This window comes from Seleniivibrio woodruffii (genome assembly GCF_029267515.1).
Lineage (GTDB): Bacteria > Chrysiogenota > Deferribacteres > Deferribacterales > Geovibrionaceae > Seleniivibrio > Seleniivibrio woodruffii_A.
The window spans coordinates 451,440-472,756 of record NZ_JAJUIS010000001.1; the positions used below are offsets into that span (position 1 = coordinate 451,440).

Genomic DNA, 21,317 nt, shown 5'->3' on the forward strand with positions numbered 1-21,317 from the left:
CCCGATTCTTGCGAAAAAAATAAACTCATTCTAAAATAGTAAGCGGGGGTGCATATGAAAGTCATAGGATTGATCGGCGGAATGAGCTGGGAATCGTCAGCGGAGTATTACAGGCTGATAAATCAGCGGGTTAAAGAGAGGCTCGGCGGATATTCTTCTGCGAAAAGCCTTATGTATTCCGTGGATTTTGCAGAGATAGAGGCGCTTCAGGTGCAGAATCGCTGGGACGAGGCGGGGGAACTGCTCGCGGATGCGGCGAAAAGGCTTGAGGCGGGCGGTGCTGATTTTATCCTGCTCTGCACTAACACCATGCACAAGGCTGCGGATACCATACAGAAAAGCGTGAGCATCCCTTTTGTGCATATAGCGGATGCAACCTGCGAAGCCGTTAAGGCACAGGGCTTAAAGAAGGTCGCCCTTCTCGGCACGCGTTACACCATGGAACAGGATTTCTATAAACAGAGGCTGATCGACAGCGGGCTTGAGGTGATAGTCCCCGAAAAGACGGACAGGGATACCGTGCACAACATAATTTATGAGGAGTTGGTGCAGGGTGTTGTCAAGCATGAATCACGCCTGCGCTATCAGATAATTATCAACTGTCTTATGAAGCGTGGTGCCGAAGGTGTTATCCTCGGCTGCACGGAGATAGGGCTTCTGATAAAGCCGGAAGACAGTCCTGTGCCTGTGTTTGACACCACGGTAATTCACGCGCATACTGCCGCCGACATGGCATTGAAATAAAGAAGGGGCTGCATCGCAGCCCCTTAATGTCAGTAGGTTTCAACGTCGGGATCCGCAACGTCCTCCGGACGCACGGGGTGCCTGAATAAGTAATATGTCCATATCTGATACGCAATGACTATCGGTACGAAGATAAGCACGACGACGGTCATTATGGTCAGGGTATACTGGCTGGACGACGTATTGAACGCCGTCAGCGAAAATTCAGGTGCTATGTTTGAAGGTATCAGGTTCGGGAAAAGACCGATGATGCCTGTGAACACAGTGAGCACGATACCCAGACAGGACAGAAGAAACGCCTTTGCGCCCTTCATAAATCCAGCCGCTATAAATGACGCCGCACACAGAACAACAACCGCGAACCATGCAGGGAAAGCCATGTAGTTGGCGAACAGATCTGTTTCAAACCATGTGTAGACAAGGAAAAGCACTATCACCGCCAGCATAGGGATGAACAGCTTTTTGTATGTGGCTTCCGCTCTTTTCTGCAAAGCGTCCGTTGTTTTGCAGGAGACCCACAAAGCGCCGTGAAAGGCGAATATCAGCACGAACATTATGCCTGTCAGAAGGGCGTAAGGGTTAAGCAGCAGGAAGAAGTTGCCCTCGTATACGAACTCTCCGTTCACCATGTTTATGGGTATGCCGCGGAAGATGTTTCCGAACGCCACACCGAAAAGGAGCGAGGCAAGGAAGCTGCAAAGAATTATTGCTGTGTCCCACGCCTTGCGCCAGCCGTCTGAATCCTTTTTGCCGCGGAACTCAAAGGCAACTCCTCTGAAAATCAGGCAGAAAAGAATTGCCAGCAGCGGCAGATAGAGCCAGCTGAACATGTAAGCATATGTGGTAGGGAACGCCGCAAAGGTTGCGCCGCCCGCCGTTATAAGCCATACCTCGTTTCCGTCCCATACGGGACCCAGAGTGTTTATGATAACCCTTCTGTCGGTGTCGGACTGTGCCAGAACGGGCATAAGCATACCCGCACCGAAGTCGAAACCGTCCAGCATGAAATAGACCGCCCACAAAAGCCCCCAGAGGGCAAACCAGATGATCTGTAAGGTAGAAAGTTCCATCTTTGCGCCTCCTTATGCCTTTTCAGGTCCTTTTTTGGAATATTTAATGAGCAGCATAAAGTCTATGATGCCCAGCAAGCCGTAAAACGCCACAAAACCCACCAGCGAAAGCACAACGTGCGCCGACGACAGGTTTTTGGACACCGCGTCCGCGGTTTTCATCAGCCCGTAGACAATCCACGGCTGTCTGCCCACCTCTGCCACTATCCAGCCGAGTTCTCCGGCTATGTATGGCAGCGGTATGGAGAACAGCAGGACTTTAAGAAACCATGACTTGTCCTGTATATTGCCCTTGCGGATGAAGAACAGAGCAAGCGCAGTCACCAGAATGAAGTAGGTGCCAAGCCCCACCATCGCCCTGAAACTGAAGAATGTCAGACCCACGGGCGGGCGCATATCGGGTGCGAACTCTTTAAGTCCCTTAACTTCCGCATTCCAGTCGTGGAAGGCAAGGAAGCTCGCCAGTTTAGGTATCGGGAGAATCTCTATGGTGTTGCGCTCGTTTTTGCTGTCGGGTATGGCGAGAATGTATTCAGGAGCGCCGGACTGGGTTTCCCAGAGCGATTCCATTGCGGCGAATTTCGAAGGCTGGGTCTTTGCAACCTGAACACCGCTCGTGTCGCCTATCAGTGCGAGAAACAGAGATGCCGCCAGACCGAATACCGCGCCGAATTTAAGTGATTTTTTGAAAAATTCAGTCTCGTTCTTTTTAAGAAGGTGATAGGCTGAAACGCCCATAACGAAGAATGAAGCCACAACCCAGCCGGAAGATACGGCGTGGAAGAATTTTGCCCATGCGTGGGAACTGAAAATAAGTGCTCCGAAATCCACCATTTCCGCTCTGCCGTCTTTGAGAATGTAGCCCACCGGATGCTGCATCCATGCGTTTGCAATGAGAATCCAGAGTGCGGATAGGTTTGAACCAAGCGCCACCATCCACACTGCGAACAGGTGTGCTTTTTTGCTTATCTTTTTCCAGCCGAATATCCATATGCCGAGGAACGTTGATTCTAGGAAGAACGCCACAGTCGCCTCAATTGCGAGCGGTGCTCCGAAGATATCTCCGACGTATTTTGAATATTCCGCCCAGTTCATTCCGAACTGAAATTCAAGTGTAATGCCCGTAACGACACCGACGGCAAAGTTTATCAGGAATAGTTTTCCCCAGAACTTGGTCATGTTCAGATAAACTCTGTCTCCTGTGCGGACATACATGGTCTCCATAAAGGCGACCAGAATTATCAGACCCAGTGTCAGCGGCACGAAAAGCCAGTGGAAACCGGCTGTAAGCGCGAACTGGAGTCTGGACAATGCTATTGCGTCCATCAGACTGCCTCCTGTTGTCAAGTTGATTTGGGCTTATGCCAATATTACACCCGATTAAATTCATTAACAACAGTTTAATTATGAGTTTTTTTGTCTTTTTACACGGAGGTGCTATTCGGATGTTGAAGCGAGAGGAGATTGTTTGGGTTCAAGCACCATGGGTCTGCCCATGTATGGCTTTTTGCTGAGGATACCTGTAACGGGGCGGTATGCAACCATCCGGGTGTTTGTGGATGCGTCCCACACCCAGACTGTCTCCGTTTCAGTGTCGTAGTGCATGAAAACAGCAACGTGGTCTATCCTGCCGTCGTGGTTTACGTCCAGAAAGAGGAAATCTCCTGTTTCATAGTCCAGAAACTGTTTCATATCTGTGATTGGTGAGGGAGCCGCCGTGTCATAGACGTACATGTCGTTTGACGTTATGTCGTCAACAACGTCTTCGTCGTTGCGGAAACCTGTGTAGCCGAGTCTTGAATATGCCCAGACGAGGAGACCGGAACAGTCTATGCCGCCCTCCGGTTCGTTCCCGCCCCAGACGTATTTTGTTCCGGCTGCGGTTTTCACGGTTTCTATCAAAGCGGTCTTTTCGCTGCTGTCCAGCTCGCGCAGGTAGTAGTCTATGAACTTCTTCTGTTCAGGTGCGATGGTGAATCCGTTGTCGGGAGTGGGTACCAGCACGGTCTGTTTTCCCGAAAAGCATCCGGAGGCAGTTATCAGCACGAAGAGTATCAGCAGAGCATATTTCATTTTCATATCAGGTAATATAGCACGCAGTACCGTCAAAATCAAAACTATCTCTCGGTGAGAGCCGACTGTTTAGTTTTGATGATTGGTTTAAGTATATACTGCATAACGGTCTTTTTGCCGGTGATGATGTCCGTCTGAACCACCATTCCGGGGATTATCCTGTGGGTCTTGCCGTTCTTCTCTATGGAGTTTTTATCGGTGGTAAGCTGAACGCTGTAAAACACCTCTTTTTCCTGAACGGTGGTATCGGGGCTGATGTGTGTTACGGTGGCGTGCAGTCCGCCGTATATGCTGTAGTCATACGCTGTGAGCTTTATCAGCGCTCTGTCCCCCTCTTTGATGAAGGCTATGTCCGAAGGCTTTATCTTCGCCTCCACAACCAGCTTGTCCTCAAGGGGTACAACTTCCATGATGTCCATTCCGGGGGTAATAACGCCGCCGATGGTGTTCGTGAATATCTGTTTCACAACACCCCTGACAGGTGAGGTGATTTTGCTTCTGTCCACCTGATCCTTAACGCCTGTTATGGTTTCACGCGTTTTGCCTATCTCGGTCATTATATCGTTGAAGTCCTTCTGGGCGGTGCTTCTGCTGTTCATGGAGACCTCGGCGAGCTTGCGGGAATATTCGGCTATGTTCGCGTTGTTCTCCTGAATACGGGTGCGTGCGGAATCTATTTCGGACTGGGTGCTGTTCGCCTCTTTTTTCAGTTTCAAGAGGTCAACCTGTGATGCCGCGCCGCTGTATATGAGCGGTTCGGTCATTGCTATCTCTTTTTTTGTAAGTGTCAGAGCGGAGTTGAGGTTCGCTATACGCTCCTGAAGCTCTTTGTTGCGGATGTGCACCTGATTTATCTGCTCGCGGATGATGCTTGCGTCGTTCGATGTATATGCGGCGTTCTTTCCGAACAGACTGCGCTCCTCCTGCAATGCGTCGGAGGGGATATCTTTGAAGTTCAGCTTTCTGAGCGCCTCGTCAAAATTCGCACCGTAGCTTTCGGCATAAAGCCTGACCGCCTTTGCCTTCATCCTGCCGAGGCTGACGGTGTTCTCGCCTAGGCTGCTGACGAACCGTTTGTTGTCGATGCGTATCAGAAGCTGTCCCGCGTCCACTATGTCCCCCGCCTTGACAGGGATTTCGGCGACTATCCCGCCTTCGAGACTCTGGATGACCTGAACGTGACGTGAGGGAATTATCTTACCGAATCCGCGCACCACCTCCTGCACCTCGGCGAAGGACGCCCAGACTATCGCGCAGAAGGAGAAAAGCGCTATGGCAAAGAGTATCATTCTTGATTTGTATGAAGTGCCCTCAACTGAGGACGCAGTTTCTATGGGGAGGAAGTCCAGTTCCTCCCTGTTTCTGTCTTTCTTAAAAAACATGTTGCTATCCGTTGTTCTTAAACATTTTTTCTTTGGGACCGTCAAAGATTATCTGCCCTTCGTCGAGAACGATAACTCTGTCAACCAGAGCCAGCAGGTTGTTTTTGTGGGTTATCAGCACCACTGTGGAATCTTTCAGCGCGGTTTTGAGGTTATCTATGATGCGGCTCTCCGCGTTGTGGTCGATACCGTCGGTTGGTTCATCCAGCAGGGCTATGCGGAATGGCGCGGCAAATGCGCGGGCGATGCCCACCGCCTGTTTCTGCCCGCCGGAAAGGTTGTTTCCGTCCTCTTCTATCTCCCCTGCAAGTCCTTTGGAGTGCCTGTTTACCATATTCTGAAGGCTTGCCGTTTCCACAGCCCTAAGAACGGAATCGTCGTCCGCGTCGGTTTTTCGTATGGTGATGTTCTGACGCAGTGTCCCTCTGAAAATCTCTATTTTCTGTGGAACGTATGCCATTGCCGAGCGGAGGGACGCAGGGTTTATCTGGCTTACGGAGATGCCGTCCATCGTGACCTCGCCGTCGGCGGGTTTATAGAAACCCATGAGCAGTTTCATTACGGTGGTCTTGCCTGAGCCCATTTTGCCCAGAATAGCAACTTTTTCGCCGGACTTAATGGAGAAACTTACGTTTTTCAGGACGCTTACGCCCTCTTCGAAATATTTGAACGTAACGTTGCGAAACTCCACTGCGCCTTTGAAATCCGTAGGTGCCACAAGGTCTTTCCTGTTCTCCGATTCGGTGTTCTTCTGCATGATGTCGTCTATGCCTTTATACGCCACTTTAGCCTGATCGTAGGTGGTGATAAGGGATATCGCCTGCCCGACGGGGGAGAGAGCGCGGGATGAGAGCATTACAACGGCGATAAGCCCGCCCGTGGTGAGTTCGTTGTTGCCTATCAGGTAGGTGCCGGCGATTATAACGCAGACCGTGTTGAAGGACACCATGGCACCGAAAAAGGTGTTCATGGTATAGGAATAGCCCTTAACGGCTTTTGACTGGCTGGCGGCTTTCGCCACGATGCTGTCCCATTCCCAGAGGCGGAACTTGTGATAGTTGAAAGACTTTATCGTCTCAAGGCACTTGAGCGATTCTATGAGCAGTCCGTTCTTTCGGGCGGATATGGTATAGCTGTCCTGAATGAGAGTTTGCAGAGGTTTGCGGATTATGAAGGCGTATGCGAGTATCAGGATGCAGATGATGAGCGGTATGAAAAACAGCAGAGTGCCGCCTATGTAGGCTATTACCGCGAAGAATATAACCATGAACGGGAAATCCACAAACACCGCCAGAGTGGAGGAGGAGAGGAAGTTCCGTATCATGTCAAAATCTTTTATGTTCGATGCGAAAGAACCTATGACCTTGGGTCTGTCTGAAAGTCTGTAGTCCATGACCTTTCCGAACAGCCTGCTGGACAGCATCATCTCGGTCTTTTTCGCTGAAACTTCAAGGAAGTGGTGGCGCAGGTATTTCAGGATCGAATCGAATACGAAGACTATAACAACACCGATTGAGAGCGCCCAGAGCGATTCCACAGCGTTGTTGGGCACTATTCTGTCGTAAACGTTCATGGTGAAAAGCGGCGTGACCACCGCAAAGATGTTTATGAACAGCGATGCAAGCAGAACGTTTGCATAGATTCCGTCGGACATTTTCACAGCTTCGAAGAACCACGCGCTCTTCTTTTCAGTTATCCGTGAATCGTTGAAAACCGTTTCCCGTTTAAGAAGAAATGCGGCATCTGCGGAATTTGCCTCTTCCGGTTTACAGACCGTTTCGCCGTCCTTTGTGATTATTCTGACGGTACCGTTCTCTTTATCAAATGAGTCCGCAACTGCAGCCGTTCCGTCTTTCATAAAAAAGATGAAGGGAGCGGCGTCGGGATGGATATCCGCGATATTTTTTCTGATGAACTGTGATTTCATTCCGAATTTTTCAGCAATGAGCTGTGCTGTGAATCTCTTTCCGGTTATTCCCAGCATGTCTGGGATGGTCTTTCCCTCTTCCATGGGGATGTCGGAAATGAGCACGGCGGGGTTTATCTGCCTTTCATAGAGGCAGATAAATAGGTGCAGGGCGTTGAAGAACGACCCGTTGTCGATAGCAGATACTTTTGTTTCCATCTTGTTTCAGCCCGCATATAAAACACGGGGCACCCATTGCAGAGAGCACCCCGAGTCTTTTAAAATTATTATTTGTGCATAATGATATAAGTTCTGTTCTTGGGCGTGTTCCTGTCCGCCGTGATATCGTCCTCATTCAACTCGTGGTCGATGCCGAAACTTGTGATGATAACGTTATCCATTCCCATTTTTTCAAGCTCTTTCGCAGCCAGTGCAGCGCGTGCGTCACTTACGCTTTTATTTGCGGCTGCGTTCTTTTTGTCATAGCTGAAATTTATGACGTCAACCTTAACGTTTGCCGCCTGAGTTCTTGCCATTGCTGCAAAGTGTTTCATGGTGTCCAGAGCAACTTCGTCCAATCTGCCCGTGTCGTCTGCTTTTTCCGGTTTTGCTCCTTTAAAGGAGAGTGCGGATGTTGAGAACAGTTCGTAAACGTCCTCCTGCGCGTTGTTCTGGTCTGTAACAGCTATCTGGATATAGTTTTCCGGCATGTCGGTTGTGCCGGAAGGATATGCTTTGCCATATGCCGTGAGGCTGGACATAACGATGTTGTTTTTCAGCATCACACGGAACATGTTGTATGCTCGTTTTGAAGAGAGGATATAGTCCTCGTTTCCGTTTCCGTTGTCCTTTGAATAGACAAAGATGTCTATGTTGTTGTCGGCGGATGCCTCTTTAAGCTGGGTAACTATCTCGCGCATAAGTTCAACGGATTCGGGTGTGAACTCGTTCTCTTTGTTTTTAAAGAACGTGAGAGCTATGGTTGTAAGAGTGTTTTTGGTCATTTTATTCTGTTTAAGCTCGCCCGTATTTCTTATCAAATTGGACTTTATGACCGCTTTCGGCTCTTCGAACCTGTCGTTAAGGAACCCTGCTGTGGATTTAGCGTCGCATCCGCTTATCTCGGTGTCTCCCTGTGAGTTTTGGCAGAAGTCTTTTGCGTCGCCAACCTTGTCCGTATCCTTGTCGTCGCTTACGGGCAGGGTGTCTTTTATAACTGTGAGCTTGTCGCCCTCTTTCTCTGTTATGGCGAGTTTAACGCCCATTACCTCAGGCAGATTCCCTGTGGTGTAAAGCAGTTTATATTTGAACAGAAGCAGTTCGTAGTTCGTGGCGGCTATCTTCACGTCAATGTTGTATATCTCGTTTTCGAGATCCATTATGTCGATTACCTTTCTTTTGCCTATCTTAAATTCTGATTTATAGGCTTTCTGAACTTTGACCAGTGCGTTTCTGTTCTTTTGCAGAAGGGTGAGCTGCTGCGCAAGAAGTCTGTGGGCAGACCACGTGAGCTGCAGGTCGTTGTTAAGGTCTCTTGCCACGCGGTTTCTTGTTTCAACAGCTTTGTGGACAAGGCTTATGTTCTTCTGCACCTCTCTGTAGTCCTTTGTTCCGTTGAACAGGTTATAGTGAAGGTTTATGGAAGCCTTCGTCTCCCTTTCAAGCCCGTCCGTGCCGCCCATATCGTTTGAAAGGTCGTGGCTCAGCTCCGCATATATTTCAGGCCAGTAGTCTTTTTTACTCTCTTTTTGGCTGTTTTTGTAGTATTCGATGTCGTATATGGACGAAACGAGCATCGGGTTGTTCTTGTTTAGTATCTCAACGCTCTCCTGAAGGGAATATGGCAGAAGTGCGCTGTCAAGTTCCGGTCGGGTCATGTCCAGCCCGTCGAGGAACCTGCCCAGAAGTTTCTGGGTGCGTATAACAGCTTCCTTGTAATCGTTAAGTTTGACAAGGTTGTCCGTTTGCAGTGTAGCCAGCTTTGCGTTGGCTCTTTCAAGGTCGTAACCGTTGTCAATACCGGAATCGACTCTTTCTTTTATGAGCTTCTGGTACTCCTCCTGCTGTTTTATGTTCCTGTTGGAGATGTCCAGTATGGTCATTGTTTTAAGCGCGTTCGTATACTGCTGCGCCGATTCGAAACAGAGGGTGTTTACCTCGTTGTAATACAGATACTGGGTTGAGCGTATCTTCGAGAGCTGTTTCTTCACCTCGTTCTGCACGCCGAAACCTTTGAAGAGATCCTGTCTCAGTACAACTTTGCCTGAGTAGAAATCCGTGTCCCAGTCCTCCCAGTTGGTGTTTGAGTTGTTCACCCATTCGTGACCTATCCCGCCGTAGATATCCAGACGGGGGAGATATCCTCCCTTCGCCTTTCTGTATTCCTGATACAGCGAGTTGTAGCTCTTCACCTGTTCCTGCGCAGCGGGGTTGGTTTTAACAACCTCGTTCGCCATTTCCTGTAATGTCATTCCGTGTGCTGTGGCACAGAGCAGCCCCACTATGCCTGCAATAACCCTTTTCATCACTCCTCCTATCCTACGTTAACGTCATTATGAATTTTTATCGTATAATCAACGCCGTCTAAACCTGCGGTGTAAACGTTATAACTGCCATCTGTGGTCGCCGTTCCCCAGTCGCCGTCAAGGGAAACGCTGTCGCTTGAATCCCCCTCGATTGTGAGCGTTGTGGAATCTCCGAGAATATCTTTAACATTCTCCACAGAAAGGCTATCGATGCTGTTTGCGCTTCCGTTAGCCATGTCAATCTTCTCTATGGAAGACATCTGCGATTTTGCAGAATCCAGATCTATGCTGTCGGAAAGTTTAATGGTGTCGTTCCCGCCAAGCCCCATAAAAACGTCGCTGCTGTTATAGCTGAACGTATCCGCACCGGATGTTCCGTAGTGGATGGTTGCAAGGTGGGTGTCCGCGCTGTCGGAAACCGTCACGTCGAAGGCTTCCGTGCCGGACGGTGTAACGGTCAGGGTGGAGCCTGAAACGTTCAGCCCCGCTGCGTCGTCAGTGGACGTTGCGTGGGCAATTGCCGTGTCGAATGTGAATGTGTTTCCGCTGAGCGTGTCAATGTGGTGCGTATCGGCGGCTTCGTTCACTGTTACCACCAGAGTTCCTGTCGATGCCGCGGATGTACTTACAACGTTTCCGTCTGCGTCAACCTCCTGAGAGGCGATGCTTATGTCAAGCCCTATGGTGCCTGACGTGTCTTTGGAAACGAAGCTGAGTGAATCGAGCTGTTCCTGCGTAAGTTTGCTGACGGTGTAAACGTCGTCCGCAGAATTTTCGTCTTTAAGCAGGTGATACCCGTTTCCGTCTTCGTAATAGAACGCCATGCCGCTGTCCACTCCGCTGAACGATACTGTGTAAAGCTCGTCCAATCTGGAATCATCCGGCTGCGCGTCGGCGTAATATGGAGACTGCTTGAACACTTCAGTCTCTATCAGCGCGCCTTCAAAAAATCCTGTGTCTCCTGCCGGGCGGATGAAATCGCCCTGATCGCCTGACGCCTGATGCAGCGTAGCCACCACGCCGTCGGCTATGGGGTTGACCGTCACTGTGAACGCAGTGGAGTTTGTGGCGGTTTCAAATGTCTCCTGCTCAATGGCGTAAACCGTCAGACCGAGGGTTTGCGTTCCGCTCCAGTTTGCAGGCGGCACGAAATATATGCCCGCCGCAACGTCCGCTTCGGAGCCTTTCCATGTGCCGTCGCCGTTGTTCTGCCCCACAAGCTCACCAGCCGCGTTAACAATGAGCGCGCCAAGGGGTATTCCCGTGAGTTTGAGTGAGTGTATCTCTGAACCGTCCGTGTCTCTGAACACCGCTGTGATATCCAGAAGCACCTTTGTGTCCTCATTCGTTACTGCATTTTCGACGCTCAGTTCCGCGGGAACGGTTGTTCCGTCGGGTGCACCTGCGGGGTCGGGCTGAGGCGTAACGTCTATGGTTACTGTAGCCGTCCGGTCTATAGCCGTGTCGGTCTGAGTGACGGAATCAACCACGCCGGTGTCGGTTACATCCGCTTCAACTGCTATTGATATAGTGCCGGAATCCTGTTCTTTGGACACTATATATACTGTTTCAGTGCCGTATTTCACGGTTCCGTCGGCTTCCACAGTCACCGCTATGGTGTCTGAAAGATGCGTTCCGTCTGATTTTGTGAAATAGCCGTTTGTTATGGTAAGGCTTACGTTGCTGACGGTTTCCAGACCGCCATCGTTAACGTCAGTGCTGCTGTCTGCTGTGCCGAGGCTCAGTTTAAGCTGTGTAACAGCATCCTCAACGACTGATGAAACGCCTGCGGATGCTGTAAGAGCGTCCGCAACCGGATTGACGTGGACTGTTATCTCCCGCTCGGTGAATGCCGATTCGGGGTAGCCGTCGCCTGTTTCAGTCGCTGCTGCAATAAGGGTGAATTTCGTATCGCCGCTGAAATCCGCAGGGATTGTAATCTGAACATTGTCCAGCGCTTCAGTGACGGAGGTTCCGCCCACCATGAACACCCTGATGGCTGGTTCGCCCTCTTCATCGATGTAGTCCACCAGACGAACCTTGGTTTCGTCCAGCGAAGATATGGTCATGCCTTCGGGCACGTCTTTTATTACGAAGCTGAGCGTCTCCGTTCCTGTGGGGTCGGAAGCATCATCCAGTTCCGCCTGTGTCACGAAGCTGCCAAGAAGAACAGATGCGGAATCTTCGCTGACCGTTTGGGGGACGACTGTCAGAAACGGCGGGAATACCGTGTGGTCGTCGGAGGGTCCTCCGGTACAGGAACCGTCCGTGATTGTGAAGTCTATGGTTTCGCTGCCTCTGTCAGTGCTTTCGCCGTCTATGGAGTAGCCTTCCACTGTAAGCGTGTAGTCTCCTGCGACAGCGCCGGGGTAAACGTCGATCCCGACGGATGAAAGGTCAGCTTTGTCAACATACCATGTGCCGTCGCCGTTGTAGCTTGCGTTGGTGAGCAGACATCCGTCCGGTACCCCTTTGATTATGAAATAGTGGGTTTCCGAACCGTCGCTGTCGGCGTATGTTGCGCTGAGACCGAGGGGGATAACTCCGCTGCTGCAAGCGCCGTCAAGGGTGTCGTCGGCTATTGATATATCAGGTACGTCCGCAACAGGCGAAATGACGATGGGCATGTCGTTTATTACTGTGGTTTCAGTAACAAGCGACGCCGTGTCGGTATCCGTGAGGTCTTTGATGTCCACCTCAACACCTGTTATTGTGTAATCGCCGCTGCCTGAATACTGCGCCTGCGGGTTTGATATGGTTATTTTGTCGAAATCGTCAGTGATAATGTAATAGCCGCCCGCTATGTTTGTGACCTCCACACCGTTGTGGTACAGGGTCACTCCGAGTGCGTCTATGCTGGCAACGGGGATGCGTATTTCAGTGATAATCTCGCTGCTTTCCGCCGTTCCGCCGAAGCCGAGTGAAATGTTTTCGTCTTCAACACCGGATGCGGTGCCGATTATACTGTTTGTAGTGGTTATCACCGACTGCACTTCCAGCGTGATGGGCATCTCTGTTTTAATAGAATCGCCGTCGTTCTCTGTTGCTATGGTGTAAAGGGTTATACCGGATATGATACCTGAGAAGTTTGTCGGTGTTTTGAACATAAGCCCCGCAACTTCCGCCTGAGTGAGCGACCATTTACTGCCGCCGTCCGTTCCCGCGCCCATGTATGTTCCAACTATTGTGGTCCCGTCCGCCGCTACGAGTTTCACGTCTGACGGAACGTTGTCTATGAGGTAGGAGATGGTTTCGGAGCCGTCAGAGCCTGTTTCGCCGCTGGCACCGACCATGCCCAGAGATATTCCGTTGAAACCGGAACCTGTCAGCTCAAGACCTCTGATGCTTACATCGCCTGATGTATATGTGTCGCCGTCGGAAACGGGTGAACCGTCAACGTAGGGATCGCTGTTGGGTGCGTCTGTGAATGTAACTTCGGGCATATCCGCAACACCCTGAACGTGGACTGTTACGTCTATAACGTCGCTTTCGGATGCCGCTCCGCTTTCATCCTGAATTTCGGGAGTGACCTTCAGTATTATGTCGCCGTTTGATTCGGCGGGCGGTGTAAACCGGAGCGTGGAGAGGTCTTCCATGGTAAGCGTATTTGTGCCGAGGTTCCTGACTGTTCCTATATTAAGGACTATCGAACCTGAGCTTACGTCAAGTGAAGTTCCGTCAGCCAGTTTCAGCACGGCACCTGCGGGGATGTCCGCAATGGTGACGGACAGAGGTGTTTCCGAAGTGTCGGTTATGACGGGGCGGAAATCCAGTTCAACGGTCTGATCCTCTTTTGTGAATACCTCGCGGACTGCAATGTCAGGCGCGTCCGTGACAGGATTGACGGTTATCTGAACAGCATCCGTCTGGATGTTGGTGTCGTCTGTGCCGCCGGAAGCATTCATATCCTTAATGGTTGTGATAACGTTCAGGTTGAGCGTTCCGCTGTAGTTCAGTTCGGGCATTATATGTGCCGATTCAGCCTGTTCTTTTGTAAGCTGCCATCCGGTTGCTGTGAGCGTTCCGATCTTGTTGCCGCTTACGTCAACAACGGTGAACCCGCTGCCGTTACCGGTGTCGCTGTTCTGAATGATAACGGTTATCTTCTCGGAACTGTCTGTTGTTCCGTTGGTCTCGTTTTCATAGCTGTTAAGGTTAATGCCGAGGTCAACTTTCGTATCCTCGTTTGTTGAAAGTGTGGTCGTTGCGCCTGTGGTGAGCGTATTGTCAATCTCAACGTACAGTCTGCCGGAATCGTCGTAATCCGCGTCGCCTTCGATGGTGTCCACAACTCCGATAACGTCTATCTTCACCGTTGCGGAGTTTGTCGCAAGTGTTGCGCCTGAATCGCTTTCAGTCTCAGTAACGGTGACTGTGAGGTTAATATCGGTGTTTGAATCCTGCGGCGGCAGTATTCTGAACGAACCGGAATAGGTCGTAGCGTCAACGTCGCCGGGGACGACGTAGCTTGTTACAGTACCATCGGTAAGCTGTGTGAGTCCGTCAGCACTGTAAAGTTTCGCGCCGAGCGGAATATTCGATATCGTAACGGTTTTAAGTGTTTCGGACGAGTTGTCGTCACCCGTTGCAGTGCTGGTATCGGTTATGGCGGCGGTTATGGTGAAGGCTATTTTCGTGTCTTCTTGTCCGCTGCCTGAACCGCTTATTGTGGGTTTATCGGAAACGGGATTTACGGTGATGCCGAAGTCAACGTAGTCCGATGTAGGAGTTATGGCGGTTTTGTGGTCGCTGTCGCTGTCCAGAGCGGTGAGCGTCGCCCGCAGTCCTGTAACGTCCGTTGAATCGTTGTGGGGCGGTTTAAGATATATCTGCGAGTTGGCAGCCACAGTGAAGGTTCCTCCGGTGATGGAGGTTTCCGTGCCGGAAGCGCCTATCTTATATGTCCATCCCGCAGGAAGATTTGAGATGGTTATTGTATAGGTTTCCGAGTTCGTGTCGTTTTTGGTCTGGGTGAAAAGGTTGTCTATCCTTACCCAACTGTCCTCGTCAACAGTCGTTGTTGCACCGCCCGCAAGCGCTATATCAACCGGATCTGTCACGGCGTAGACATCCACGCGAACGTTGCTGGTGCTTTCCGCACCTGCAACACCTGCAAGCCTGTTGCCGTCGTCATCGGTTTCATAACTGGTGGCGTGAACAGTGAAGGTAACGTCCGTGCCGCTGTTTGAAGGCGGAACGAAGGTTAGCGCCTGATACTCTGCCGCGGTGAGCTTTATGACTCCCGCCGCGTTTTCGTCGAGGTCTGTGTAGTGATAGTTTGTGTCAAGGTTGCCGCTGCCGTCAACAATCACCACCGTAAGGGTATTTGAGCCTGTTGCAGTGAATATCGTGTCGCTGCCGTTCTTTATGAGCACTCCGCTGTCTATGCCTGTGAGCGTTATATAGCCCAGCCTTTCCCCGTGGTCGCCCGCACCTGTGCTCTGGTCAGTGTTGTCAGATATTACGGGGATTGTGAGTCCGGTGAGGGTGACGTTCGTATCCTCAGGTGTGTTGTAGGATGTCGTGCCTGTCCATGTAGGAGCATCTGATACGGGGTTGACAGTGACATAAACGGTTGTGGTTTTCTCAACGCCACTGTCTGTGGTTGTTGTATAGGTGAAACTGTCGGTGCCGCTGAAATTTGCATCGGGGGTATAGGTTATCTTTCCGTCAGCGTCTATTACGGCTGTCCCGTGCCCGCCCTGAGTTATGTCCGTTGAACCCTGTTTAACGTCCGCGTTTGTTGTGAACGTGATGGAATCGTCCTCGTCCAGCGATATGTTCATGGTTTCGGGCGACGCGTCATCATGCACCGTAACGGTGAGCGTGCCGTCGTCTTTGTCGCCGTCATGGTCTGTGACCGTGTAGGGCAGTTCAAGGATAACATCCGAACCTTTGTCAAAGTTATCGCTGAGAACGAATGTGTATCCGGCGTTGTCCGCTGTCGGGTTGGTGATGCTCACTGTGAAAACGGTTTCTCCCGCCTCGTTCTTAACGGTCATGGTGTGCCCGTCTGCGGATATGGTTATCGTATCCGCTGTTATGTCCGAATTGTTGGAGCTGAGGTTCAGACCTGCTACATACGCTTTTGTGGTTTCGGTGAATTTCGTATCGAACGTGTCGCTTCCGCCCGTAACGTTAAGGCTGCCTGTCTTGGTCAGCGCCGCCGCGTCGGGGTCGGAGCCGTTTTCCAGATTCTCTTCATAAAGTTCGGCGGATGCTCCTGATTCTATGTCGGGATCTGTGCCATCCTTAACTATGATATTCTGGGTTGCGAAGTTTGAAATATCGCCGTCGGATGTGTCCTTTATGCTGTAGCTGAAAGTTTCCGTTACGCTGTTGCCGACAGGGTGATCTATTGTCTGGTCGGCTGTGAAGGTATATGCGCCTGTGTTGCGGTTAATGCTCAGACTTCCATATCGGGTATCAAGTGTCGTGTTGAGGGTTGACAGCGTTACAGTTGTCAGCACACCTGCTGCATTGTAATACGTTACCTGATATATCTGTCCTGTGCCGCCCACAGGCAGGAAGTCCTTTCCTTCGCTGCTGTCCGCGCCGTCTGTGAGCAGGTTGCCTGTTACGGTGTTTGTGGAACCGTCGTATGATTTCTCAAAAAGTTCTTTGTCGGCCGCCTGATATGCAGCAGGTTCATCGTCAACGATGGTCACTCCGAACGATGATGATACGCTGTCGCCGTCGTGGTCGGTCACTGTGAACGGGATCGCGAGAGTGACGTCGCCTGAATCTTTGATGGATCCGCTGAGGCTGAAGCTGTATCCGGCGGTGTCCTCCGCCGGATCTGTTATTTCAGAGGTGAAAACGGTGCTTCCTCCTGCCGATGCAGTCAGAGTGTGACCGTTGTTGCTGATGCTGTAGGTTATGGAGGTGCCGTCGGGCGTTGTCAGTCCGAGACCGTTCATATAGTCCAAAGTGCCCTGAGTGAAGACGGTATCGAACGTGTCGCTTCCGCCTGCAACGTTGAGGCTTCCCGTCTGCGTGAGTGCCGTCGCATCGGGGTCAGAGCCGCCTGACAGAGATGCTTCGTAAACTGTTGACGATTCTGGTGTCCCTATCGTCGGATTCGCACCATCTGTTATTATTACGTTCTGGGTGGCGAAGTTTGAAACGTCGCCGTCTGACGTATCTTTGAAGTTATATTCAAACGTTTCAGTAACTTCGTTGCCGACAGGGTGGTCGATTGTCTGGTCGGCTGTGAAGGTATATGCGCCTGTGTCGCGGTTGATTGTCAGGCTGCCGTATTCTGTATCAAGTGTGGTTTCCGTCTGGGTGAGGGTTACTGTCTGCAAATCCCCCGCCGCATCGTAGTATTTCACCTGATATATCTGTCCAGTGCCGCCGTTCGGCACAAAGTCGCTGCCGTCGGTGAATAGATTGCCGTCCACAGTGTTTGCCGTTCCGTCGTATGACCGCTCAGTTACGTTCACGTCGGCGGATGTATACGCCACTGGTTCGTCGTCAACTATGGTGATGTCAAAAGAACCCGCCGCAGTGTCGCCGTCAGCATCGGTGATGTCAAGCGGCACAGTGAACGTAAGGTCGTCCGCGCGGTCTATGGGTGTTTTCAGTGTAAAGCTGTAGCCCGCTGTGTCCGTATCCGTTCCGGTGAGCGTCAGCACGAAAACTTCCGTACCGTCGGCGGTCGCAGTCAGAGTGTGTCCGTCCGAAGACAGAGCGTATGTTACAGTCTGTCCGCCGGCGGTGATGTTGAGCGCCTCAAGCTGGCTCACGATACTATCGTTAATTGTGACGTCGAAAGTGTCGCTTCCGCCTGTCACGTTTATCAGTCCTGTTTCGGTAAGCTCCGCATTGGTTTCTCCGGCAAGCCCGCCTGTGAAATCGGTCTCCTCAACTGTGACGTCTGTTGCGGAAACGAAGACCGGGTCGTTGCCGTCGCGGATGATAATGTCCTGATCTGCGAAGTTTGAAACCTGACCGTCGGTGATGTCTTTGATGTTATAGCTGAACGTTTCCGTTACAGCGTCGGAACCTGTGTGGTCTGCGGGAGTGTCAGTGGTATAGCTGTAATCTCCCGTTTCGCGGTTGATGGTCAGCTCGCCGTATTTTGTGTTCAGTACGGTTGTTGTTTCTGTCAGCGTAAAAGTCTGCTGAACGCCGTTTTCGTCGTAATATTTTATCTGATTTATCTGCGCTGTGCCGCCTGCAGGAACATAGTCCTGACCATCGGCATAGTCAGCCCCGTCTGTGAGCAGGTTGCCTGTAACGCTAACGTCTGCGCCGTCATAATATTTTTCGGTGATATCCTTGTCCGCCGCCTGATTGGCGATGGGAGCCTCGTCGCTCACCGTCACTGTAAAAGAGCCGTCAACGCTGTCGCCGTCGGAGTCTGTGACTGTGACGGGGAAGGTATATATCACGTCCTCGCTGCTGTCCAGCGGCTGTTTCAACTCGAACGTGTAGCCCGCGGATTCAGTCGTCGGGTTTGTGATGGTTATTGTGAAGACCTCTGTGCCGTCTGCCGTTGCCGTGACTGTAAGTCCGTCCGCGGAGAGTTCGTATGTAACGTCGTGACCGCCTGATGTAAGCCCCATGTTCGTGAGCTGTGTTACGATATTGTCGCCGAAACGCACGGAGAAATCGTCGCTTCCGCCTTCAACGCCGAGAGTTCCGGTTTTAATCAGAGCCGACGGATCTGGTGTTATACCGCCGGGCAGGTTCATCTCGCTTACTGCGGAGTTCTCTGGGCTTATGGCGGGGTCGTCTCCGTCGTAAATGACTATATTCTGGTCGGCGAAGTTTGAAATATCGCCGTCGGACATATCTTTTATGCTGTAGCTGAAAGTTTCCGTAAGGGTGTTGCCCGACGGGTGGTTGAGTACGTCGTCCGCTTTAAAGGAATATTCCCCCGTTTCTTTGTTTATGGTCAGTTCGCCGTAAAGCGTTTCGATAACCGTTACGGTATCCGTAAGCCCGATTGTCTGCTGCTGACCTGTGGTGTCGTAATAGCGCACCTCATAGACTTGGGGAGTACCGTTTTCCGGAACAAAATCCTTTCCGTCGGCATAGTCGGAACCGTCTGTGAAGAGGTTTCCTGTTGCCGTCTCGCTTTCGGCTATCTCTTTATCGTCCGCCTGATTTGCCAGCGGGACTCCGTCTATTGTTATTGTGCTTGTGCCTGTCTGACTTGTGCCAGCTCCCGCAAGGTCGCTGTCCGCATCGGTCACCACCCATGTTATCTCACGCGTGGCGCTGTCTGTTGTGGGCGCTGGGTTGGTCGAACCGAAGCTGATGCCTGCAAGAACCGTGCGGTAATTTTCTGTTGTGTCGGTTCCTGTAAGCGTCAGGGTTCCGGTGGCAGCGTTGTATACGGCTGTTATGGTCGTTCCGGCTGTAATTGCGGTGAGGTAGTCCCCGTTTGTGAAACCATCCGTTATGCGCACCACAGCTCCGCTCATATGTGTATCGTCAACGTCGGTTATGGTGATTTCCGAAAGCGCGGTAATATCGCTTCCTCCTGCCTTGTAGTCTGCGTCGCCGCTGACAGTCAGTTCAGGATTATCCGTTGCGGGTATTACGGTTACTATTGAATTTAATGTGGTTATTAGGTTTTCAGAGTTTGTAACTGTCCATGTGATTGTTCTGGTTCCGGCTTCAGTGTTGTCTGTGGGGTCTTCGGATGTGGTGCTGAAAGTGATGGATGAAAGAACTGAACTGTAAACCTCCGGTGCCGCTGTGCCGGTAATTGTCAATATGCCTGTTGCAGCGTCGTATGAGGCTGTAAGCCCGCTGCCCGCAGGCGGGTTGCAATGCAGGATATCCCCTGCGGTGAGCCCTTCTATCTTTACAGTTGTGCTGATTATGCCTGAGTCAGTGTCTTTGAGTGTTATTCCGTCCGCAATTGCAGTTGCGGAACCGTTCTCTGTGAAAACGGCAGGGTTGATAGTGCCGTTGGTGAATACCGTCGGGTCGTCCACAGGCACGATATGCACTGTCATATTTCCCGGCTGTGCGCTGTATTCTTTCCCATCCGACACGCTGAAAAGGAATGTAGTATAGTTTTGCCCGTTTTCATCTGTATCCGGCATAAAAGTGAGCTGCCCCGAAGATATCTGTTCAGGTGTGACCGTTGTTCCTGCGGGAGCGGGTACGCCGCCGATGAGCAGTGTGCCGTCAGCAGGCAGCGTATCTATCCGTATGGTTTGCAAAAGATCGCCGTCAATATCGGCAAATCCGAAATCTGAAAGTGTGAATACATAGGGAGTGTCCTCCGTTCCTGTGACAACGCTGTCATAGGAAGAGGGAGCATTGTTTGCCGCCTCGGAAACCGGAGACTGTGGAGTTTCCTGTCCCGTTCCGGTTGTTTCGTCCACGATTGCAGGTGCGGATGGTTCCGGCTGATAGTTTACGGTTATGATGGCTGGCTGAATTTGTTCCCCTGATGACTGTTCGGAAGAGATTGCAGTCTCCTCCTGCTGCTGTCCGCGGGGTGCATCGTCGCGAGCCCGCCCGCGCACGGTTTCCTCTGTGTCCTGCGTGTCCACACGCGTTGTCTGAGGTTTTTCCGTCTGGTCGTTTCCGGTTACGTTGTTTTCAACCAGATAATATGAAGTATCTGTGAGAACAACTGTTTCGCCGTTGACACGGTTAAGCTCGATGAAGTTGCCTTCTGAACCTTCGTTCTGTGAATAGACAGCTTCCCCTTCATAAACAGGATCGCCCTCTTTAAGAAGTCTTACCTCGCCTTCCGGCGTGCTGGCATAGTAATTGCCGCTTATCTTGCCGACTACGGCCTGCAACTGTTTCATGTTTTACACCCCTTGACAATAACAGTAATAATTATGGAGTTTAAACAGAAAAACAAATGCTTGTATACAAAAAAATACGGCTATCAGTAGTGGTAGGTGTAAAAATAATCTAAATTTAACAATTATTTATAATAAAACATTTGATTATGGAGGCAAAGTGAATTTTACCTGTAATTTAAGTAAGGATGACTATCAATTTAGAAAAGTTATTATACAAGAGTATAATAAGATAAAATATACTATATTTATCAATAGTATTATATTTTTAATAAAATAATAATAAAAAGTATCGGAAAAGCACTGCGGCAGATATATTGAGGCATATTGTATTGTTAATATTGTAGAATCAGGATTTAAAATTTTATATAACTAGAATTGACATTTTATTTTAAAAAGTTAACAAAGACTTTGTATTCAAAATCTAAATTATTGACAAAACTTGGCTTGTTTTGTAATTACCCCGTATTGTCAATAATTAATGCGATATGTGCGGATATATGGTTTAATGGAATCGTTGATACGGTTATTCCGCTTTACACGCCGGAGCATTAACTATAAAATTGTGCTTTATTTTAATTTTCGAGGTAACCAGATGCTTTCCGTGCATGACGAAGACAAAGAAAAAGATGAAAAACAATACGGCCATGATGAACATTATAACGGGAGACTTCTGTTCATGCTGCTGGTTGTTGTGATCATCGGTCTTCTTATCAAATATGTAAACTGAAAAAATTCTTTTTCCGCAATAAAATACCATATATTGCTGATTTCATGGTAATACTAATTTAAAAAAAGTCATACTTTTGTATTGACATTGCCTCTGTACGGTTGTT

Annotated in this window: 9 protein-coding genes; 2 read left to right on the forward strand and 7 right to left on the reverse strand. The window is 50.3% G+C overall.

Annotated features, from left to right (window positions below; translation table 11 throughout):
• Window positions 1-54: 54 nt before the first annotated feature.
• Window positions 55-744 (forward strand): aspartate/glutamate racemase family protein, encoded by a 690-nt coding sequence (locus tag Q7P67_RS02110; RefSeq protein WP_303850230.1) that lies wholly within the window; start codon window positions 55-57, stop codon window positions 742-744.
• A 29-nt stretch (window positions 745-773) separates the two neighbouring features.
• Here the strand turns inward: Q7P67_RS02110 and cydB are convergent, their stop codons facing one another.
• The 7 genes from cydB to Q7P67_RS02145 all read right to left on the reverse strand — a co-directional run bounded on the left by cydB (window position 774) and on the right by Q7P67_RS02145 (window position 20,484).
• A complete protein-coding gene (gene cydB, locus Q7P67_RS02115; RefSeq protein ID WP_303850232.1) occupies window positions 774-1,814 on the reverse strand; it encodes a cytochrome d ubiquinol oxidase subunit II in 1,041 nt (346 codons plus the stop codon).
• Between the two features lie 12 nt (window positions 1,815-1,826).
• Window positions 1,827-3,140: a cytochrome ubiquinol oxidase subunit I gene (locus Q7P67_RS02120; protein ID WP_303850233.1), complete on the reverse strand. Its 1,314-nt coding sequence runs from the start codon at window positions 3,138-3,140 to the stop codon at window positions 1,827-1,829.
• A gap of 111 nt (window positions 3,141-3,251) precedes the next feature.
• Window positions 3,252-3,893 (reverse strand): NlpC/P60 family protein, encoded by a 642-nt coding sequence (locus Q7P67_RS02125; RefSeq protein WP_303850234.1) that lies wholly within the window; start codon window positions 3,891-3,893, stop codon window positions 3,252-3,254.
• A gap of 38 nt (window positions 3,894-3,931) precedes the next feature.
• Complete coding sequence (locus Q7P67_RS02130) at window positions 3,932-5,269, reverse strand: HlyD family type I secretion periplasmic adaptor subunit (protein ID WP_303850235.1); 1,338 nt, start codon at window positions 5,267-5,269, stop codon at window positions 3,932-3,934.
• A 4-nt stretch (window positions 5,270-5,273) separates the two neighbouring features.
• A complete protein-coding gene (locus Q7P67_RS02135; protein WP_303850236.1) occupies window positions 5,274-7,394 on the reverse strand; it encodes a type I secretion system permease/ATPase in 2,121 nt (706 codons plus the stop codon).
• Window positions 7,395-7,462: 68 nt separating this feature from the next.
• Window positions 7,463-9,700: a TolC family protein gene (locus Q7P67_RS02140; protein ID WP_303850237.1), complete on the reverse strand. Its 2,238-nt coding sequence runs from the start codon at window positions 9,698-9,700 to the stop codon at window positions 7,463-7,465.
• An 8-nt stretch (window positions 9,701-9,708) separates the two neighbouring features.
• Window positions 9,709-20,484: an Ig-like domain-containing protein gene (locus Q7P67_RS02145; protein ID WP_303850238.1), complete on the reverse strand. Its 10,776-nt coding sequence runs from the start codon at window positions 20,482-20,484 to the stop codon at window positions 9,709-9,711.
• 592 nt (window positions 20,485-21,076) lie between these two features.
• On the opposite strand from Q7P67_RS02145, the gene Q7P67_RS02150 reads away from it, so the two are divergent.
• Window positions 21,077-21,211 (forward strand): hypothetical protein, encoded by a 135-nt coding sequence (locus Q7P67_RS02150; RefSeq protein WP_303850239.1) that lies wholly within the window; start codon window positions 21,077-21,079, stop codon window positions 21,209-21,211.
• Window positions 21,212-21,317: the final 106 nt, after the last annotated feature.